The 18104-nt window shown below is 65.4% G+C and carries 16 protein-coding genes; 1 reads left to right on the top strand and 15 read right to left on the bottom strand.

Going from position 1 to position 18104, the window contains the following annotated elements:
• The first annotated feature begins 93 nt into the window (after positions 1–93).
• Complete coding sequence (locus AN401_RS05825; RefSeq protein WP_096778771.1) at positions 94–1521, top strand: carbon starvation CstA family protein; 1428 nt, start codon at positions 94–96, stop codon at positions 1519–1521.
• Positions 1522–1719: 198 nt separating this feature from the next.
• Here AN401_RS05825 and AN401_RS05820 read toward each other — a convergent pair whose 3' ends face one another.
• The 15 genes from AN401_RS05820 to AN401_RS05750 form a co-directional block, all read right to left on the bottom strand.
• Positions 1720–3012 carry an NCS2 family permease gene (locus AN401_RS05820; protein WP_094039938.1) on the bottom strand — a complete coding sequence of 431 codons (1293 nt, stop codon included), beginning with the start codon at positions 3010–3012 and terminating at the stop codon, positions 1720–1722.
• A gap of 266 nt (positions 3013–3278) precedes the next feature.
• Complete coding sequence (locus tag AN401_RS05815; RefSeq protein WP_096778770.1) at positions 3279–3830, bottom strand: HupE/UreJ family protein; 552 nt, start codon at positions 3828–3830, stop codon at positions 3279–3281.
• Between the two features lie 2 nt (positions 3831–3832).
• Positions 3833–4486: an urease accessory protein UreG gene (gene ureG / locus AN401_RS05810; RefSeq protein WP_096778769.1), complete on the bottom strand. Its 654-nt coding sequence runs from the start codon at positions 4484–4486 to the stop codon at positions 3833–3835.
• Between the two features lie 3 nt (positions 4487–4489).
• Entirely contained in the window at positions 4490–5155 is a 666-nt protein-coding gene (locus AN401_RS05805) for an urease accessory protein UreF (protein WP_096780308.1), read from the bottom strand.
• Positions 5145–5618 carry an urease accessory protein UreE gene (ureE, locus tag AN401_RS05800; RefSeq protein WP_096778768.1) on the bottom strand — a complete coding sequence of 158 codons (474 nt, stop codon included), beginning with the start codon at positions 5616–5618 and terminating at the stop codon, positions 5145–5147. Before ureE ends, AN401_RS05805 begins: the two co-directional genes overlap by 11 nt.
• 394 nt (positions 5619–6012) lie before the next feature.
• A complete protein-coding gene (gene ureC, locus AN401_RS05795) occupies positions 6013–7719 on the bottom strand; it encodes an urease subunit alpha (protein WP_096778767.1) in 1707 nt (568 codons plus the stop codon).
• Positions 7706–8035: an urease subunit beta gene (locus tag AN401_RS05790; protein WP_096778766.1), complete on the bottom strand. Its 330-nt coding sequence runs from the start codon at positions 8033–8035 to the stop codon at positions 7706–7708. The genes ureC and AN401_RS05790 overlap by 14 nt, the downstream gene beginning before the upstream one ends.
• Before the next feature lie 9 nt (positions 8036–8044).
• Complete coding sequence (ureA, locus tag AN401_RS05785; RefSeq protein ID WP_096778765.1) at positions 8045–8347, bottom strand: urease subunit gamma; 303 nt, start codon at positions 8345–8347, stop codon at positions 8045–8047.
• A gap of 282 nt (positions 8348–8629) precedes the next feature.
• The gene (locus tag AN401_RS05780; RefSeq protein ID WP_096778764.1) at positions 8630–9511 is read right to left on the bottom strand and encodes an urease accessory protein UreD; all 882 of its coding nucleotides are present in this window, start codon (positions 9509–9511) and stop codon (positions 8630–8632) included.
• Positions 9512–9765: 254 nt separating this feature from the next.
• Complete coding sequence (locus tag AN401_RS05775) at positions 9766–11121, bottom strand: cytosine permease (protein ID WP_096778763.1); 1356 nt, start codon at positions 11119–11121, stop codon at positions 9766–9768.
• A 420-nt stretch (positions 11122–11541) separates the two neighbouring features.
• The gene (locus AN401_RS05770) at positions 11542–13425 is read right to left on the bottom strand and encodes a propionyl-CoA synthetase (protein ID WP_096778762.1); all 1884 of its coding nucleotides are present in this window, start codon (positions 13423–13425) and stop codon (positions 11542–11544) included.
• 248 nt (positions 13426–13673) lie between these two features.
• A complete protein-coding gene (locus AN401_RS05765; RefSeq protein WP_096778761.1) occupies positions 13674–15125 on the bottom strand; it encodes a bifunctional 2-methylcitrate dehydratase/aconitate hydratase in 1452 nt (483 codons plus the stop codon).
• A gap of 233 nt (positions 15126–15358) precedes the next feature.
• Positions 15359–16471, bottom strand: a complete 1113-nt coding sequence (prpC, locus tag AN401_RS05760) for a bifunctional 2-methylcitrate synthase/citrate synthase (RefSeq protein ID WP_096778760.1) — start codon at positions 16469–16471, stop codon at positions 15359–15361.
• On the bottom strand, positions 16464–17339 hold the full coding sequence (gene prpB / locus AN401_RS05755) for a methylisocitrate lyase (RefSeq protein WP_096778759.1): 876 nt from the start codon (positions 17337–17339) through the stop codon (positions 16464–16466). Before prpB ends, prpC begins: the two co-directional genes overlap by 8 nt.
• Positions 17336–17983 (bottom strand): GntR family transcriptional regulator, encoded by a 648-nt coding sequence (locus tag AN401_RS05750; RefSeq protein ID WP_096778758.1) that lies wholly within the window; start codon positions 17981–17983, stop codon positions 17336–17338. Before AN401_RS05750 ends, prpB begins: the two co-directional genes overlap by 4 nt.
• Positions 17984–18104: the final 121 nt, after the last annotated feature.

Genomic DNA, 18104 nt, shown 5'->3' with positions numbered 1-18104 from the left:
TATGACCGCTCACCCAATAAGGCCGGGACTTTGCCGGCCGGATCCTTACACTGCAATCCGTTAACAACCCGTTCACAGACAAGGAGCAGTGTTATGACGTGGCTTTTACTATGCATCGGCCTCTTGATTGCCGGTTACTTCACCTACGGAAAGTTCATCGAGCGCCTGTTCGGGCCCCGGCCCGAGCTGGATACCCCGGCGGTCACCATGGCCGACGGGGTCGACTATGTGCCCATGTCGGACAAAAAGGTCTACCTGGTGCAGTTGCTGAACATCGCCGGCCTGGGTCCCATCTTCGGCCCCATACTGGGTGCCCTCTACGGCCCGGTGGCCATGCTCTGGATAGTGTTCGGCTGCGTCTTCGCCGGCGCCGTGCACGACTACTTTTCCGGCATGCTGTCGGTCAGGGCCAGGGGCGCCTCGGTGCCCACCGTGGTCGGCCAGCAACTGGGCAGCTTCGCCAAGCACTTTATGAATATCTTCGCCGTGCTGCTGCTGTTGCTGGTGGGCGTGGTGTTCGTGCTCGGCCCGGCCAAGCTGCTGGGTGATCTCTCCGGCACCACGGTGGCCGCCTGGGTCGCCGCCATCTTCGCCTATTACATCATCGCCACCCTGGTGCCGATCGACAAAATTATCGGCCGCCTCTACCCCATCTTCGGCGCCCTGCTGGTATTTATGTCGGTGGGCCTGCTGCTGGGCCAATTCGCCAGCGGCAACGGCTTCCACTCGGGCGGGCTGGACTTCGGCAACCTGCACCCGGACGGCCTGCCCCTGTGGCCGCTGCTGTTTATCACCATCGCCTGCGGCGCCGTGTCCGGCTTTCACGCCACCCAGTCCCCGCTGATGGCCCGCTGCATGCAAAACGAGCGCTCCGGCCGCTTTATCTTCACCGGCGCCATGATCGGCGAAGGGGTAATAGCGCTTATCTGGTGCAGCCTCGGCATCTCCTTCTATGAAAGCCCGGAGGCGCTGAACGCGGTGCTGGCCAGCGGCGGCCCGGCCGCCGTGGTACACCAGGTTTCCACCAGCCTGCTGGGCATGGTGGGCGGCGTGCTGGCGATACTGGGCGTGGTGATACTGCCGATCACCTCGGGCGACACCGCCTTTCGCAGCGCCCGTCTGATCATCGCCGACTTCCTCAAGCTGCCCCAGCAGTCCCTGCCCAAGCGGCTGCTGATCGCCCTGCCCATGTTCGTGGTCGGCTACCTGATCACCCAGGCCGAGTTCGGCGTGATCTGGCGCTACTTCGGCTGGGCCAACCAGACCACCGCCATGATCATGCTGTGGGCCGCCGCCGCCTACCTGGCCAAAGAAGGCAAGCTGCACTGGGTATGCACCCTGCCCGCCATCTTTATGACCGCGGTCACCTTCACCTACCTGGCCCATGCGGAAATCGGCTTCGGCCTGGGGATACAGCCGGCCACCCTGATCGGCCTGGGCGTGGCCCTGGCCTTTACCGTCGCCTTCCTGCTGAAATACCGCCCGGCCGGCACCCCGGCCACGGTGGAAGAGCAGCCCTGATACAACCAGCCAAAGCGCAAAAAGCCCCGGATTTCCGGGGCTTTTTTGTTGTCGCCTGGGGCGGCGGGAGCCGTAGGGTCGAATTTATTCGACCGAACCCGGCACCGGTGGCGGGAGGTCCATTGAAATGGACCCTACTGCCTCCTCCCACAGCGCCGGCCCGTAGGGTCGAATTTATTCGACCGAACCCGGCACGGGTTACAGGCCTACCGCAAACTTCACCACGAAGAGCAGGGCCAGCACCCAGACGGTGGGGCTGATCTCGGCGGCCCGGCCGGCCAGCAGCTTGACCCCCACATAGCTGATAAAACCCAGGGCGATGCCGTGGGCGATGGAGAAGGTGAAGGGCATCATGGCCACCACCACCACCGCGGGCACCGCTTCGGTCACGTCGTCCCAGTGCAGGTGGCTGAGCTGGGCCATCATCAGCACCGCCACGTACACCAGGGCACCGGCGGTGGCGTAGGCCGGCACCATGCCAGCCAGGGGCGAGAACAGCAAGGCCAGGATAAACATCAGGCCGGTGACCACGGCGGTGAGGCCGCTGCGCCCGCCCACCGCCACCCCGGCGGCGCTTTCCACGTAGGAAGTGGTGGTGGAGGTACCCAGCATGGAGCCGGTGATGGAGGCGGTACTGTCGGCCAGCAGGGCGCGGCCCAGGCGCGGCAGCCGGCCCTGCTCGTCCAGCAGCTTGGCACGCTGGGCCACGGCGATCAGGGTGCCTGAGGTGTCAAACAGATCTACGAACAGGAAGGCGAAGATCACCGACAGCATGCCCACATTGAAGGCGCCGGCGATATCCAGCTGCATAAAGGTCGGCAGGATGGACGGCGGAGCGGACATGATGCCGTGATACTGCACGTCGCCGAAGGCGATGCCCAGGCCGGTGATCACCAGGATGCCGATCATCACGGCGCCGCGCATGCCGCGCGCCGCCAAGCCGATGATCAGGAAAAAGCCCAGCGTCGCCAGGCCCACCGGCAGGCTGGTGACGTCGCCGAGCGACACCAGGGTGGCCGGGTGGTCGACGATGATGCCGGCGTTTTTAAGGCCGATCAGCGCCAGGAACAAGCCGATGCCGGCGGCGATGCCAATCTTGAGCGGCCCCGGAATGGAGTTGATGATCCACTCCCGCACCTTGAGCAGGCTGAGCAGCACGAAGATACAGCCGGAGAAGAACACCGCCCCCAGGGCGGCCTGCCAGCTGTAGCCTTCGGTGAGCACCACCGTATAGGTGAAGAAGGCGTTGAGCCCCATGCCCGGCGCCAGGGCGATGGGATAGTTGGCCCAGAGCCCCATGATAAAGCAGCCGATGGCGGCGGCCAGGCAGGTGGCCACGAAAACGGCGCCGCGATCCATGCCCGCATCGGCCAGGATGGCCGGGTTGACGAAGATGATATAGGCCATGGTGAGGAAGGTGGTGATCCCGGCCACCACCTCACGGCGCACATCGGTATTCAGTTCCTTTAAATGAAAGTATTTATCCAGCATGGGGGATTGCTCTGAACAGGTTGTTGGAATAGGAAATTATCGACTCAAAAGGGGCCTTTGGCAATGACAGGACCGGCCAGTTGACCGGCGGGACAGGGCCGTGGGGCGCGGGCGGCCCGCCCGCATGATGGTACGCCTGTGGTTAAGGCATGGCTTGCCAAGGCCGCAGGTTCCCGCTGCGCGGGAAGGCAGGCGAGCCGCCTGCGCTCCAGGGGTGGCCGTCGCCTTCCGGACCCGGGCATGGCACGGGTCATTGGGGCGTTAGCTTATATCGCCGCGAGCAGGCCGGCGCCGGCCATGGCGCCGCCGGCGATGCGCACCGCGGTGGCGTGGATTTTGCCGGCGGCCAGCCAGCCTGCGGCGTGCAGCAGGGCGGTGGCGGCCACGAAGCCGGCGAAATAGCCCAGCGCCGAGCCGTGGGCCGGCAGCTCCAGGCCATGGGCGTTGCCGTGGAACAGGCCGAACAGGGCGCACAGCCCCAGGGCCAGGCCGGTAAAACCGGTGACGCCGGCGGCCAACATGCCGCCCAGCACCACCAACGAGGCGAGAATGCCCGTTTCCACCCCGGCCATGCCGACCCCGCCGATGCCGAGCAGGGCGCCCGCCACCATGGCCGCCACAAAGGCCAGCGGCAATTGCCAGGCTTTCTGTTCCCGGCCCAGCACCGCCAGCATGCCCACCGCCACCATGGCCAGCAGGTGATCCCAACCCAGCAGCGGGTGGGTAAAGCCGGACACCAGGCCGTGATCGCCATGGCCCGGGTGGGCGAAGGCGGCGGCGGGGGCCAGGGTCATCAGGACTATCAGTGCTCTGTTCATGGTTATGCTCCTTCCTTTGTGGTTGTTATGGCAAAGTCGGCGGGCAGCGGGCGCAGCATGCCCTGCTGCTGGATAAAGCGGATGATGTCGCCCAGGCCGTCGCCGCGCATCAGGTTGGTGAAGACGAAGGGGCGCTCGCCGCGCATGCGTTTGGCGTCCCTGTCCATCACCTCCAGGGAGGCGTTGACCATGGGTGCCAGATCGGTCTTGTTGATGATCAGCAAGTCGGACTTGGTGATACCGGGGCCGCCCTTGCGGGGGATCTTGTCGCCGGCGCAGACGTCGATCACGTAGAGGGTGAGATCCGACAGCTCGGGGCTGAAGGTGGCGGAGAGGTTGTCGCCGCCGCTTTCCACCAGCACCAGTTCGAGGCCGGGGTGGCGCTCCTGCAGGGTGTCGATGGCCGCCAGGTTCATGGAGGCGTCTTCGCGGATGGCGGTGTGCGGGCAGCCACCGGTTTCCACCCCCATGATGCGATCCTCGGCCAGCGCTTCGTTGCGCAGCAGGAATTCGGCATCCTCCTTGGTATAGATGTCGTTGGTGACCACCGCCAGATCATAGTGATCCCGCAGGGCCAGGCACAGCTGGCGCAGCAGCGCCGTCTTGCCCGAGCCGACCGGCCCGCCCACACCTACGCGCAAACATTGTGTACTCATGGTTCAACTCCGGAATAAACGGGAATATTGGGTTTCGTGCAGGGCGCTGGCCTGCACCTGGCCGGGCAGGCTCAGCCCCAGTTGGTCGTCGTGCAGTTCACCGGCCAGGGCCAGCGCCCCGGCCAATGCCGGCTTGAGTGCCAGCAGCAGCCGCTGGGCCGACGTCTGGCCAAGGGGCAGCGTCTTGCTGGCCACGGTGAGCTGGTTTTCGAGCCAGCTCCAGGCAAAGCCCAGGGCCGCGCCCTCGGCGCTCAGCCCCCAGCTGCGGGCGGCCAGGGCCCAGGCGCTCATCAATGCCGGCGGTGCGGGCAGCATCGACACCTCGGTGCCCTGCCCCTTCAGCAGCCGCACCAGGGCCCGGGCCTGCTGTTCGTCCTCGAACAGCAGTTCGCGGGTTTCGCGGCCGGCGCGCACAAAATCGTTCCAGTGCGCCATCGCGTCGTTATCTCCCTGCTCCAGGGCCCGGTACAGGCGCAGCAGCACCGGCAGGTCCAGGTGCGCCAGCCCCTGCAGGGCGCCGGCCAGCCACTGCTCCAGGCCGTCTTCGTCGCCGACCCAGCCCAGATCGATGGCCGATTCCAGGCCGGCGGAATAGGCGAAACCGCCGATGGGCAACGCCGGGCTGGCCAGGTGCAGCAGCCCGAGCAGTTCCCTCACCTCAGTGGTCATGGTGGTGCCCGTGATCATCATGATGGTGATGGCCCCCCAGGCCCTGGTAGGCGCCGGATTCGGGGTTGAAGGGCGCCTCGCCGTGCTCCAGCCGCAGGCCCAGGTGCTCGGCCAGGTGCTCCAGCACGTGATCCGGCGGAAAACGCAGCCAGAGCGGGCCGATTTCCAGGGTGACGTGGCGGTTGCCCAGGTGATAGCAGGCCCGGGCGAAACCCGGCCAGTCCGCCGCGTGGGCGGTGACCATGGGCTCGGGGCTCGCCGCCACCTCGAACAGCCGGCCGCACTCGCTCTTGAGCCTGTCGCCCTGGGCCAGCACCTGGCCGCGCTCGAGGAAGAGGCCCACCTCGGTGCCGGCGTCGCTGACGGCGCGAAAGCGCCCCTTCCGGCGCAGCTCGAAGGGCAGGGTCAGGGTATCCTGTGCCGGTTCATCCGTCTGGCCCAGGTTTTGGGTGATTTTCAGCATACGTTTCCTCTGTATAAGCGGCTGTTTCCGTAGGGCCGGTTTCAATGGACCTTTCCAACACCGGCGCCGGGTTCGGTCGAATAAATTCAACCCTACAAGCCGAGCCCACAAGTCGAGCCTTGACGCCGATACCGCAGGTGGCGGCTTTGCCGTAGGGTCCATTTCAATGGACCTTTCCAACACCGGCGCCGGGTTCGGTCGAATAAATTCGACCCTACGAGTCGGGCCCACAAGTCGAGCCTTGACGCCGATACCGCAGGTGGCGGCTTTGCCGTAGGGTCCATTTCAATGGACCTTTCCAACACCGGCGCCGGGTTCGGTCGAATAAATTCGACCCTACGAGTCGAGCCCACAAGTCGGCCCTACAGTGCAGGAGGGCGCCCTTGTCGCCTGGTTAAAACAACGCATACAACTGGGCCAGGGGCAGCACAGTGGCCGGCTCGCAGTGCAGCAGTTCGCCGTCAGCGCGCACCTCGTAGGTCTGGGCGTCCACGGTCAGCTCAGGGGTGGCGCCGTTGTGGACGAGATCGGCCTTGGTGATGGTGCGGGTGTTGCGGCAGGCCGCAAGCTGTCGCGTGAGGCCGAGATCCTTGGCCAGATCCCGCGCCAGCGCCGCCTGGCTGACAAAGGTCAGGCTGCTCGCCGCCGCCGCCCGCCCCTGGGCGCCGAACATGGGCCTGTAGTGCACCGGCTGGGGCGTGGGGATGGAGGCGTTGGCATCCCCCATGGGGGCGTAGGCGATGCTGCCGCCCTTGATGATCAGCGCCGGCTTGATGCCGAAAAAGGCCGGGCTCCACAACACCAGGTCGGCCAGCTTGCCCACCTCCACCGAGCCCACCTCGTGGCTGATGCCGTGGGTGATGGCCGGGTTGATGGTGTACTTGGCGATGTAGCGCTTGGCGCGGAAGTTGTCGGCGCCAAGCGCCCGGTCTTCCGGCAGCGGGCCGCGCTGCACCTTCATCTTGTGGGCGGTCTGCCAGGTTCGGCACACCACCTCCCCCACCCGGCCCATGGCCTGGCTGTCGGAGGAGATCATCGAAATCACCCCCAGATCCTGGAGGATGTCTTCCGCCGCTATGGTCTCCTTGCGGATGCGCGAGTCGGCGAAGGCCACGTCTTCCGGGATGTTGGGATCCAGGTGGTGGCACACCATCAGCATGTCCAGGTGCTCGTCCACGGTGTTGACCGTATAGGGCCGGGTCGGGTTGGTGGACGAGGGCAGCACGTTGGGCAGGCTGCAGGCGGTGAGGATGTCCGGCGCGTGGCCGCCGCCGGCGCCCTCGGTGTGGTAGGTGTGGATGGTACGGCCCTTGAAGGCGGCCAGGGTGTCCTCCACGAAGCCCGACTCGTTGAGGGTGTCGGTGTGGATGGCGATCTGCACGTCGTATTCCTCCGCCACCGACAGGCAGCAGTCGATGGCCGCCGGGGTGGTGCCCCAGTCTTCATGCAGCTTGAGCCCCATGGCGCCGGCTTCCAGCTGCTCGCGCAGGGCCTCGGGCCGGCTGGCGTTGCCCTTGCCGAGAAAGCCGAAGTTCATCGGCATCTGGTCGGTGGCCTGCAGCATGCGGGCGATATGCCAGGCGCCGGGGGTGCAGGTGGTGGCCTTGCTGCCGGTGGCGGGGCCAGTGCCGCCGCCGAGCATGGTGGTGATACCGGAGCAGATCGCCTCCTCCACCTGCTGGGGGCAGATATAGTGGATATGGGCGTCCACCCCGCCGGCGGTGAGGATCAGCCCCTCGCCGGCGATTACCTCGGTGCCCGGCGCCACGTTGATGCTGACCCCGTCCTGGATATCCGGGTTGCCGGCCTTGCCGATGGCGTGGATGCGGCCGTCCTTGATGGCCAGGTCGGCCTTGACGATGCCCCAGTGATCCAGGATCAGGGCGTTGGTGATCACCGTGTCCACGCTGTCGGCGCGCACCGCCTGGCTCTGGCCCATACCGTCGCGGATCACCTTGCCGCCGCCGAACTTCACTTCCTCACCATACAGGGTGTAGTCCTGCTCCACCTCTATCCACAGCTCGGTGTCGGCCAGCCGCACCCGGTCGCCCAGGGTGGGGCCGAACATGTCCGCATAGGCCTGCCGGCTAATTTTGCTCATCCTGCCCTCCTTCCAGTCGTCCCATTACCTCGCCCCGGAAACCGTAGACTTCCCGCTTGCCGCCCAGGGCCACCAGGGTCACGGTGCGGCTCTGGCCCGGCTCGAAGCGTACCGCGGTGCCGGCGGCGATATCGAGGCGAAAGCCGAGCGCCTGGGATCTGTCCAGGACGAGCGCCGGGTTGACCTCGGCAAAGTGGTAGTGGGAGCCCACCTGGATGGGCCTGTCACCGGTGTTGGCCACACTCAGGGTGCGCCGTTCACGGCCTTCATTGAGGACGATGTCGTCTTCGGCCAGCTGGTATTCGCCCGGTATCATGACGCCTCCTTACTGAATGGGTTGGTGCAGGGTCACCAGCTTGGTGCCGTCGGGAAAGGTGGCCTCCACCTGTACTTCCTGCACCAGCTCTGCCACGCCTTCCATCACCTGGTCGCGGGTCAGCCAGGTGCGGCCCTCGCCCATCAGCTCGGCCACGGTGCGGCCGTCGCGGGCGCCTTCCATCACCGCCGCCGACAGGTAGGCCACCGCCTCCGGGTAGTTGAGTTTAAGCCCGCGCGCCAGCCGGCGCTCGGCCAGCAGGGCGGCGGTAAACAACAGCAGCTTGTCCTTTTCTCTTGGACTGAGTTCCATTTTTGGGTCTCTCCTACACATCGGTTTGAGATCTGTACCACTCGGCCAAAGCGCACGGCGCCACCGACACGCCGTAAACCCTTCCCTGGGGGCTCCGCCGCGCCGATGTCGCGGAAACCGTCGTTATCGCCGCGCTGCGACTTGCCACTGGCAACTCGGTCGCGGCGCTAACGCCGGTGCTAGGCGCTTCGCGCCCCCTGGCGCGGAGGGTCGGTGGAACCGCACCCTTTGTCCTCTTCAAAACGCCATCACCGCCTGTTGTCCCTTCGAAGGAACACAGGCTTAAGTGAGCCAGATCCGGGGAATAACGGCGGGCCGGCCGAGCACGGCGGGGCGGATAAGCCCCCAGGCCTGCCACATGCCGTCGCGGCAAATGTTCATATCAGTGCCCAAATAGCGCACCAGCAGCACGCCCAGGCGTTCGGTCAGGGTGAAATCGGGGCCCGGCAAGGCCTCGCGCAACTCGCCGATAAGGGCGTCATCCAGCCCGGGCCCCGCCGCCATCAGGGTGCCGAACACGCAGCCGCCGTTCAGCCCCACCCGGCCCCGGTGCAGCCAGTCGCCGCCCTCGAGGCTGAGGCGTTCGTTGAACAGCAGGCGGCCGCCCCGGTGCAGTTGCAGGCGCTGGGTCAGGTGGCCCTGTTCGAACCAGTGCTCGCCGGCCGGGCGGCCCAGGCAGACCAGGTCCCAGCCGATAAAACGGGCGCCTTCGGCCAGCTCGACTTTGGTGTCGAGCACGCCGTTGGCGCCCCGGTAAACGATGGTCTCCTGGGGCAGCCATTCCAGTTCGGCGCCCTCGCCGGCGCGCAGCCACACCTGCTGGCCCTGGGCCACGCCGGCGCTGTCACGGCCGTAGATCTTGCCCGCCGAAGGGGTGGTCAGCAGCACCTGGCTGCCGGGCTCGGCGGCCACCTCGATGGCCAGCCGGTCGCCGGACACCAGGCCGCCGGGGGGATGCAGCAGGTAAAGATGGCAGGTGCCCCCTTCCGGATAGAAGGGGCGCTGGATGCGCAGGGGGCCGGCAAAGTCCAGTCCCTTGAGCCGGGTCTTGCCCCCGGCCGGAGACGGGTCGGCTTCCAGCCGCAGGCGCAGGTGCGCCGGCCAGCTACGCGCCTGACCGTAACCGGGGCCGGCTTGCGGGGCTTGTGCTTGAAGCTGGGTCATATGGACACATCGGGGTCGAAGATTCTGTACACAAGCATTAACAGAATTCGTGCCAATTATTTAAATTACAATTAAATCAAAAAGTTAAACTTATTCATCAAGAATAGACGGGGCCGCCATCCCGCTTGACCGAGTCTCTATCACCAAAGTGGTGCACACTGCCGTGCAGAGGATCCATATTGGTGCAACTCGAGTCCTTACCAACAAAAAAAGGCCCCGCGAGGGGGCCAAGGCACGATTAACGCTTTAAAAACTCAGGACTCGGTTTGCAGCACCACCTCGCCGGCAGGTTTGGCGATGGGCTTCATCAGCAGGGTGTAGCCCACCACACTGATCACCAGGCCGACGAAGAAGGCCAGGTTGATAAACACCAGGCTGCACAGGAAAGACACCCCGTACACCAGGAAGGCGCGCAGGTTGTAGTTGTTCTGGTAGACGAAGGGGCCCTTGGGATCGTAGAAATCGTTAACGTTCAGCCGGCCACGGCGCAGCAGGTAGAAGTCGGCCAGCATGATGCCCGCCACCGGACCGAGCAGGCCGGAAGTGATGACGCTGAACCACAGCAGGTTGTCGGCGAATACCCAGGGCATCATCAGCAGGCCGATAACGCCGGAGATGGCCACGCCCTGGGCGAAGTTCAGCCGGGGGAAGACGTTCATCAGGATATAGGCCGAGGGCATCAGGTTGGCGGCGGTATTGGTGGACCACTGGGCGAAGGCGATGGTCAGCATGCTCAGGATCAGCACGATGGGCGAGCTCATGGAGTTGAGCACGATTTCGATGGGATCCCAGGTGCCGGTGAGGATGCCGCCGATCATGCCCACCATCAGGATGCCGGAGCCGATCACGATAAGGCCGGTGAGCTGGGCGATAAAGGGCTTGCGGTTGCGGATAAAGAAGTTCTTGCTGGAGTGATCGCGCGAGCGCTCCAGCTTGCGGGTGAGATCCGGGCTGTTCAGGCCCATGGTGATCCAGATGCCGGCGATGGCCATCACCGCGAACCAGAAGGAGCCGTTGTCCAGCGAGGGCGCGGCCAGCACGTCGCCGATGGTGGCGTTGTTGGTCTGCAGCAGCCAGAAGGTGACCAGGCCAATAAGGATGGTCAGCGCCGGAATGGCGACCCAGTCGAACTTGGCCATGGCCTTCATGCCGTAGACGGCGTTCACCACCTGCAATACTCCGAAGATCAGGATGAGGATGGTGGTGTTGGTATAGCCGACCCACATCTCCAGCACCTTGCCGATGGCCACCGCCGCCACCCAGGTCTGGAAGCCGAACCAGAAGCAGGCGGGAATGGCACGAAAGGCGGCGGGGATCTTGGCGCCCTTGTAGCCGAAGCAGGAGCGGATATAGACGGTGAAGGGGATGCCGTAGCGGATGCCGATGTCGCCGGCCAGGATCAGTATGCTGGTGACGATGGCGTAGGCCGCCAGTATGGCGCCGATGATGGTCCAGGGCGACAGGCCCGGATAGAGCTGGGCGCCCATGGTGAAGGCCCCCATGTTGATGGTCATGCCCGCCCAGAGCATGGTGAAGTCCCAGATGTTGATGTCCCTGTCCTTGTCGGTGGACGGCATCAGCTCGGGGTTGTTCATTTCATGTACCGCCATTGGCCTCTCCCTGTGTTACTGCCGTGCCGGCGATGTTGCCGGTCATGGTTAAATGTGAACAATGAAATTAAATTTAAGTAAACAAGTTAACCAATAAATCGTTAACAATAAACCAAGCTTTTTGTTATCGATATATATTTGTGAACCTTGTCACGCTATGGAGGGACGGGACGGCGAACGGATCTGGCTGGGGAGGAAGAGATGAACGTTGAAATACACTAATGAAAAGACGGGGATGGAGCGCAGGCGGCTCGCCTGCATTGCCGCGCAGCGGCAACTCTCGTGCCCTCAAGCCACCCCAAAACCACGGTATAACCCCCCTGCGGGCGGGCCGCCCGCGCCCCAGGGGTGCGGGCGGCCCTCATACCATGGCGACAGCTCGCACGGGAAAACCAGAAAAGTAACAGACTAATCAGTGCTTTATCCACGTTCCTGCAATACCCGGGCGATATCCTCCAGGCTGGCGGGATCCTCTATGGTGGAAGGCAGGGCCCAGGGTTCGCCGTCGGCCATCTGGCGTATGATCCGGCGCAGTATCTTGCCGGAGCGGGTCTTGGGCAGGCGGCCGACCACCAGGGCGGTCTTGAAGCAGGCCAGCGGACCGATGCGCTCACGCACCAGGGCGATCAGCTCCTCGACGATTTGCCCGGGCGGAGTATTCACCCCGTCCTTGAGCACCACCAGCCCCAGGGGCTGCTGGCCCTTGAGCTCGTCCTGCACCCCCACCACGGCGCATTCCGCCACCGCCGGGTGGCCGGCCAGCACCTCTTCCATCTCGCCGGTGGAGAGCCGGTGGCCGGCCACGTTGATAACGTCGTCCACCCGCCCCATCACGAACAGGTAGCCGTCTTCGTCCAGGTAACCGCCGTCGCCGGACACATAGTAGCCGGGAAAGGTGCTGAGATAGCCCGCGCGGTAGCGGTCGTGGTTGCGCCAGATGGTGGTCAGGCAGCCGGGCGGCAGGGGCTCGCGCAGGGCGATAAAGCCCTGGGTGTTGGCCGGCACCGGCTGGCCCGCCTCGTCCAGCACCTCGACATTGAAGCCCGGCACCGGCAGGGTGGCGGAGCCCGGTTTGATGGCATGGGGCTCCAGGCCGATGGGGTTGGCGGCGATGGGCCAGCCGGTTTCGGTCTGCCACCAGTTGTCGGTCACCGGCCGGCCGGTATGCGTCATCACCCACTCCAGGGTGGGCGGATCCAGCCGCTCGCCGGCCATGTAGATATGGCGCAGCCTTGCCATGGGGTAACGCCGCACACCCTCGCCAGCGGGATCTTCCTTCTTGATGGCGCGAAAGGCGGTGGGCGCCGAGAACAGCACGCTCACCCCGTATTCGTCGCACAGCCGCCAGAAGGCGCCCGGATCCGGGGTTTTCACCGGCTTGCCCTCGTAGAGAATGCTGGTGCACCCCCTGATCAAGGGGCCATAGACGATATAGGAATGGCCCACCACCCAGCCCACGTCCGAGGCGGTAAACATCACCTCGCCGGGCTTGAGGTCAAACACCGCCGCCATGCTGAAGTGAAGCGCCACGGCGTAGCCGCCGGTGTCGCGCACCACTCCCTTGGGCTTGCCGGTGGTGCCCGAGGTGTAGAGGATATAAAGCGGATCCGTGGCGGGCACGGGCACGCAAGGGTGCGGCTCGGCCCGGGCGAGCAGGGCCTGCCAGTCCAAATCCCGCTCTTCGGCAAGCACCGCCTCGCATTGGGGCCGTTGCAGCACCACCACCTGCTCCGGCTTCCAGCGGCTGTCCATCACCGCCTTGTCGACCAGGGGCTTGTAGGGAATGACCTTGTTCACCTCGATGCCGCAGGAGGCGGTGAGCAGCACCCTGGGCTCGGCGTCCTCGATGCGCACCGCCAGCTCGTGGGCGGCGAAGCCGCCGAACACCACCGAGTGCACCGCCCCCAGCCGGGCGCAGGCCAGCATGGCCATGGCGGCCTCGGGGATCATCGGCATGTAGATGACCACCCGATCGCCCTTGCCCACCCCCAGCCCGGCCAGCATGCCGGCGACCTTGGCCACCTCGTTGCGCAATGAAAGATAGCTGTAACGGGCCTTCTGGCCGGTGACCGGCGAGTCGTAGATGAGGGCGGTGTCGCCGCCGCGCCCGGCCTCGATATGATGATCGAGCGCCATATGGCAGAGATTGAGTTCGCCGTCGACGAACCAGCGGTCGATGCCGTTGCCGTCCTTGGCCAGTATGGTCTGGGGAAAGCGGAACCAGTCGAGCTTTTCCGCCTGCTCGCGCCAGAACCGTTCCGGTTGCTGTCGCGCCGCGTCGTGGTAGTGCCGGTAGGTAGACATCGATGTCCTCCTGTAAGCAAGGTGGCGCCGGCCCCTCCCCTGGACCGGCGGTGGATGGTTGTTTCGTATTCGGGGCCGAGTCTTGCCGCTTTCATGCGGGCGGGCCGCGCCCCAAGGGCCCATTGCAATGGGCCCGACGGCTGGGTAGGGTCGACTTCAGTCGACCAAAGCCGGCGCCGTGGGTGGCAGGTCCACTGAAGAGGCCCCTACAACACACCCGGCGGATCCCGTAGGTCAACCACTCCTTCCTAGTTGATCACAAACAGCGCCATAAACTCCTGTACCGGGGTGGCCTCCAACCGTTGCTGATCCAGGCAGAGATCCACTATCTGCCGGCAGCGGCCCTGGGGGAAACGGGTCTGCAGGTTGCGCAGGAACTTGCGCTCCAGCACCGGTATGCCCTCGGCCCGGCGGCGGCGGTGGCCGATGGGGTATTCCACCTCCACCTTGTCGGTGCTGGTGCCGTCCTTGAAGAACACCTGGATGGCGTTGGCGATGGCGCGCTTGTCGGCCTCCAGGTACTCGGCGCTGTAGCGGAGGTCTTCCACTATCTCCATCTTGTCGCGCAGGGCGTCGATCCGGCTATCGCCCCGGTGGAAGTCGTCCTCGTAGTGCTCGGCCACCAGGTCGCCGTACAGCAGGGGCACGGCAATCATGTACTGCAGGCAGTGATCCCGGTCCGCCGGGTTGGCCAGATCCCCCACCTTGGAGATGATGCGGATGGCGGACTCGTGGGTGGTCACCACGATGCGGTCGATGTCACCGATGCGGTCCTTCACCTGGTCGTGCAGGCGCACCGCGCACTCCACCGCGGTCTGGGCGTGGAACTCGGCGGGAAAGCTGATCTTGAACAGCACGTTTTCCATCACGTAGCTGGCGAAGGGCTGCTTGACCTTGAAGCTTTCACCCTTGAACAGCACGTCGTAATAGCCCCATTTGGGTGCGGTCAGCACCGAGGGCAGACCCATCTCCCCCTTCATGGTGATCATGGCCAGGCGTACCGCCCGGGCGGTGGCGTCCCCCGCCGCCCAGGACTTGCGCGAGCCGGCGTTGGGGGCATGGCGGTAGGTGCGCAGCGAGCAGCCATCCACCCAGGCCTGGGACAGGGCGTCGATGATCTGCTCCCGGCTGCCGCCGAGCATTTTGGTGACCACGGCGGTGGAGGCCACCCGCACCAGCAGCACGTGATCCAGCCCCACCCGGTTGAAGCTGTTTTCCAGCGCCAGCACACCCTGGATCTCGTGGGCCTTGATCATGGCGGTGAGCACGTCCCTCATGGTGAGCGGCGCCTTGCCCTGGGATACCGCCACCCGGCTCAGGTAGTCGGCGGTGGCCAGGATGCCGCCCAGGTTGTCGGAGGGATGGCCCCACTCGGCGGCGAGCCAGGTGTCGTTGAAGTCGAGCCAGCGGATGATGCAGCCGATGTTGAAGGCGGCGGTCACCGGATCCAGCTCGTGGGAGGTGCCGGGCACCCGGGCGCCGTGTTGCACCGTAGTGCCGGGTACGATTGGCCCCAGGTGCTTGGTGCACTCGGGAAAACGCAGTGCCAGCAGGCCACAACCCAGGGTGTCGATCAGGCAGTTGCGGGCGGTGTCGTAGGCCTCGGCGGAGTCGATCTCGGTGTTGGCCACATAGTCGGCGATGGTGACCAGCAGCTGATCGGGATCGGGTCTTTGGTTCAGGTCGAAATTGGCGCTCATCTTGGTGTTCCTTGGTTGGTCTGAATGATTGTTCCGTCAATGGGTGGTCGACTGAAGTCGACCCTACGGCCAGCTTTGGCCCATGAATCCATCGGTCGACTGAAGTCGACCCTACGGCCGGCTGGGGCGCGGGCGGCCCGCCCGCCTGGCCTTGCACCGGAGCCTGGGTGTGCTTTTCAGGGCCCTGGATCCCCGCCTTCGCGGGGATGACACTCCACGTCCAGCTTCCAGCTTCAGCGCTGCGCTATCGGCACCCACTGTTGGTGGCCCGGGCCCACGTAGTCGGCGCTGGGGCGGATAATGCGGTTATGGGCGCGCTGCTCCATGATGTGGGCGGTCCAGCCGGTGACCCTGCTCAGCACGAAGATGGGGGTGAACAGCTTGGTGGGAATGCCCATAAAGTGGTAAGCGCTGGCGTGGTAGAAGTCGGCGTTGGCGAACAGCTTTTTCTCCCGCCACATCACCTCCTCCACCCGCTCGGATACCGGATAAAGCACCCGGTCGCCCACCGCCTGGCCCAGTTGCTTGGCCCAGGGCTTGATGATGGCGTTGCGCGGGTCCTTTTCCTTGTACACGGCGTGGCCGAAGCCCATCACCTTGTCCTTGCGCGCCAGCATGGCCAGCAGCTCGCGTTCGGCCTCGTCCGGGCCGGTCCACTGCTCGATCATCGCCATGGCCGCCTCGTTGGCGCCGCCGTGCAGGGGGCCGCGCAGGGTGCCGATGGCGGCGGTCACCGCCGAGTGCAGGTCGGTGAGGGTGGAGGCGCACACCCGGGCGGCGAAGGTGGAGGCGTTGAACTCGTGCTCGGCATACAAAATCAGCGAGCAGTGCATCACCTTCACGTCCAGCTCCGGCGGGGTATTGCCGCGCAGCATGTGCAGGAAGTGGCCGCCGATGCTGTCGTCGTCCAGGGCGGTGTCGATGCGCACACCGTCGTGGGCGTAGCGGTACCAGTAGCAGATCATCGAGGGCAAGAGCGCCAGCAACCGCTCCGCCGCCTCCTGCTGCTCGCTGAACTTGTGTTCGGTTTCCAGGTTGCCGAGCAGGGAGCAGCCGGTGCGCAGCACGTCCATGGGGTGGGCCGAGGCGGGGATCTGCTCGAGCACGGTGCGCAGCGCCGCCGGCAGGCCCCGGTTGGCGCGCAGCCGGGCCTTGAAGGCGGAAAGCTCGCCGGTGTTGGGCAGGTAGCCCTTGAGCAGCAGGAAGGCCACTTCCTCGAACTGGGCCTTGGCGGCCAGATCCTCGATATCAAAGCCCCGGTAGGTCAGGCCGGAGCCGGTCTTGCCCACGGTACAGAGGGCAGTCTGGCCGGCGCTCTGGCCGCGCAGTCCTTCGGTGTTAGTCATGGTTTCCTCCTTGTGCGAACAGTGCATCCAGTTTGGCTTCATAGTCGTGGTAGCCCAGGGTCCGGTACAGCTCTTCCCGGGGCTGCATCAGTGCCACCGCCTCGCGCTGGTGACCGTCCTGCAGGATGTGGCGGTAAACGGTCTCGGCGGCCCGGCTCATGGCGCGGAAGGCCGACAGCGGATAAAGCACCATGGCCACCCCGGCGCCGGCCAGCTCCTGCTGGCTGAACAGGGGGGTCTTGCCGAACTCGGTGATGTTGGCCAGCACCGGCACGCCCACGGCGTCGCAGAAGGCGCGGTACTGCTCCAGGCTCTCCATCGCCTCGGGGAAGAGCAGGTCGGCGCCCGCCTCCACGCAGGCCAGGGCCCGCTCCACGGCGCTGTCCATGCCCTCCACCGCCAGGGCGTCGGTGCGGGCCATGATGGCGAAGCGGCTGTCGGTGCGGGCGTCCACCGCCGCCTTGACGCGGTCCACCATCTCCGCCCGGGACACGATGGCCTTGTTGGGCCGGTGGCCGCAGCGCTTCTGCGCCACCTGATCCTCGATATGGATGGCGGCCACCCCGGCCCGCTCCATCTCCTTCACGGTACGGGCGATGTTGAAGGCGCCGCCGAAGCCGGTGTCCACGTCCACCAGCAGCGGCAGGGGGCTGGCGGCGGTGATGCGGCGGGCGTCCTCCAGCACGTCGTTGAGGCTGGTGATGCCCAGATCCGGCAGGCCGAAGGAGGCATTGGCCACGCCGGCCCCCGACAGGTACAGGGCCCGGTGCCCGGCCTGCTCCGCCTGCATGGCGCTGTAGGCGTTGACGGCGCCGACGATGGCCAGGGGCCGGGATGACGCCATGGCGTCGAACAAACTCTGCTTCATTGCATTTCCTCCTGGAATTGGGCCAGCAAATGGTTGCGGCTGCGGGCCACGTGGCGACGCATCAACAGCTCGGCCAGCTCGCCGTCGCCCTGGAGCACGGCGTCCAGGATCTGGCGATGCTCCCGCAGGGCGAGCCGGGGGTCGGAGTGACGGTAAGAAAGACGATGGCGGTACATGCGCAGCAGCTGGTACAGCTCATCGCACAACAGGCCGACCAGCATCTGGTTGTGGCTGGCCTTGAACAGCAGGTAGTGGAAGTCCTCCTCCCCCTGCTGGCGCAGGTAGACTTCCTGGCTGTCGACAAATTTCTGGTGCTCGTCCAGCAGCCGGGTGAGGGACTCGGCCTCTTCCCGGCTGATGGCGGCGGCGGCCAGGCGGCAGGCCATGCCCTCGAGCGCCTCGCGCACCGCGAACAGCTCGATCAGCCCCTCGGCGGTGAGTTGCACCACCCGGGCGCCCTGGCGCGGCAGCCGCTCCACCAGGCCGAGCCCTTCCAGCCGCAACAGGGCCTCGCGCACCGAACCCCGCCCCACCGCGTAACGGCGGGCCAGCTCGGGCTCGGACAGCTTGGTGCCGGGGGTCAGTTCGCCGCTGATCACGGCTTCCACCAGGCGGGGAGTCAGATCTTCACTGAGTACGGACATGATGTTGTCGACATTTCAGTTTTACATAACTAAAAAATAGCAGGTTATTAGCAAGATGAAACATAAATTGTCGACAAAAATAACAAAAGGGGAAGTTGCGCACATTTCGACCAAGGTCGTA

This window comes from Zobellella denitrificans (assembly GCF_002407485.1).
In the GTDB taxonomy this organism is placed as follows: domain Bacteria; phylum Pseudomonadota; class Gammaproteobacteria; order Enterobacterales; family Aeromonadaceae; genus Oceanimonas; species Oceanimonas denitrificans.
The sequence above is the reverse complement of the archived record's forward strand: the minus strand, read 5'-3'. Positions and strand labels throughout refer to the sequence as shown.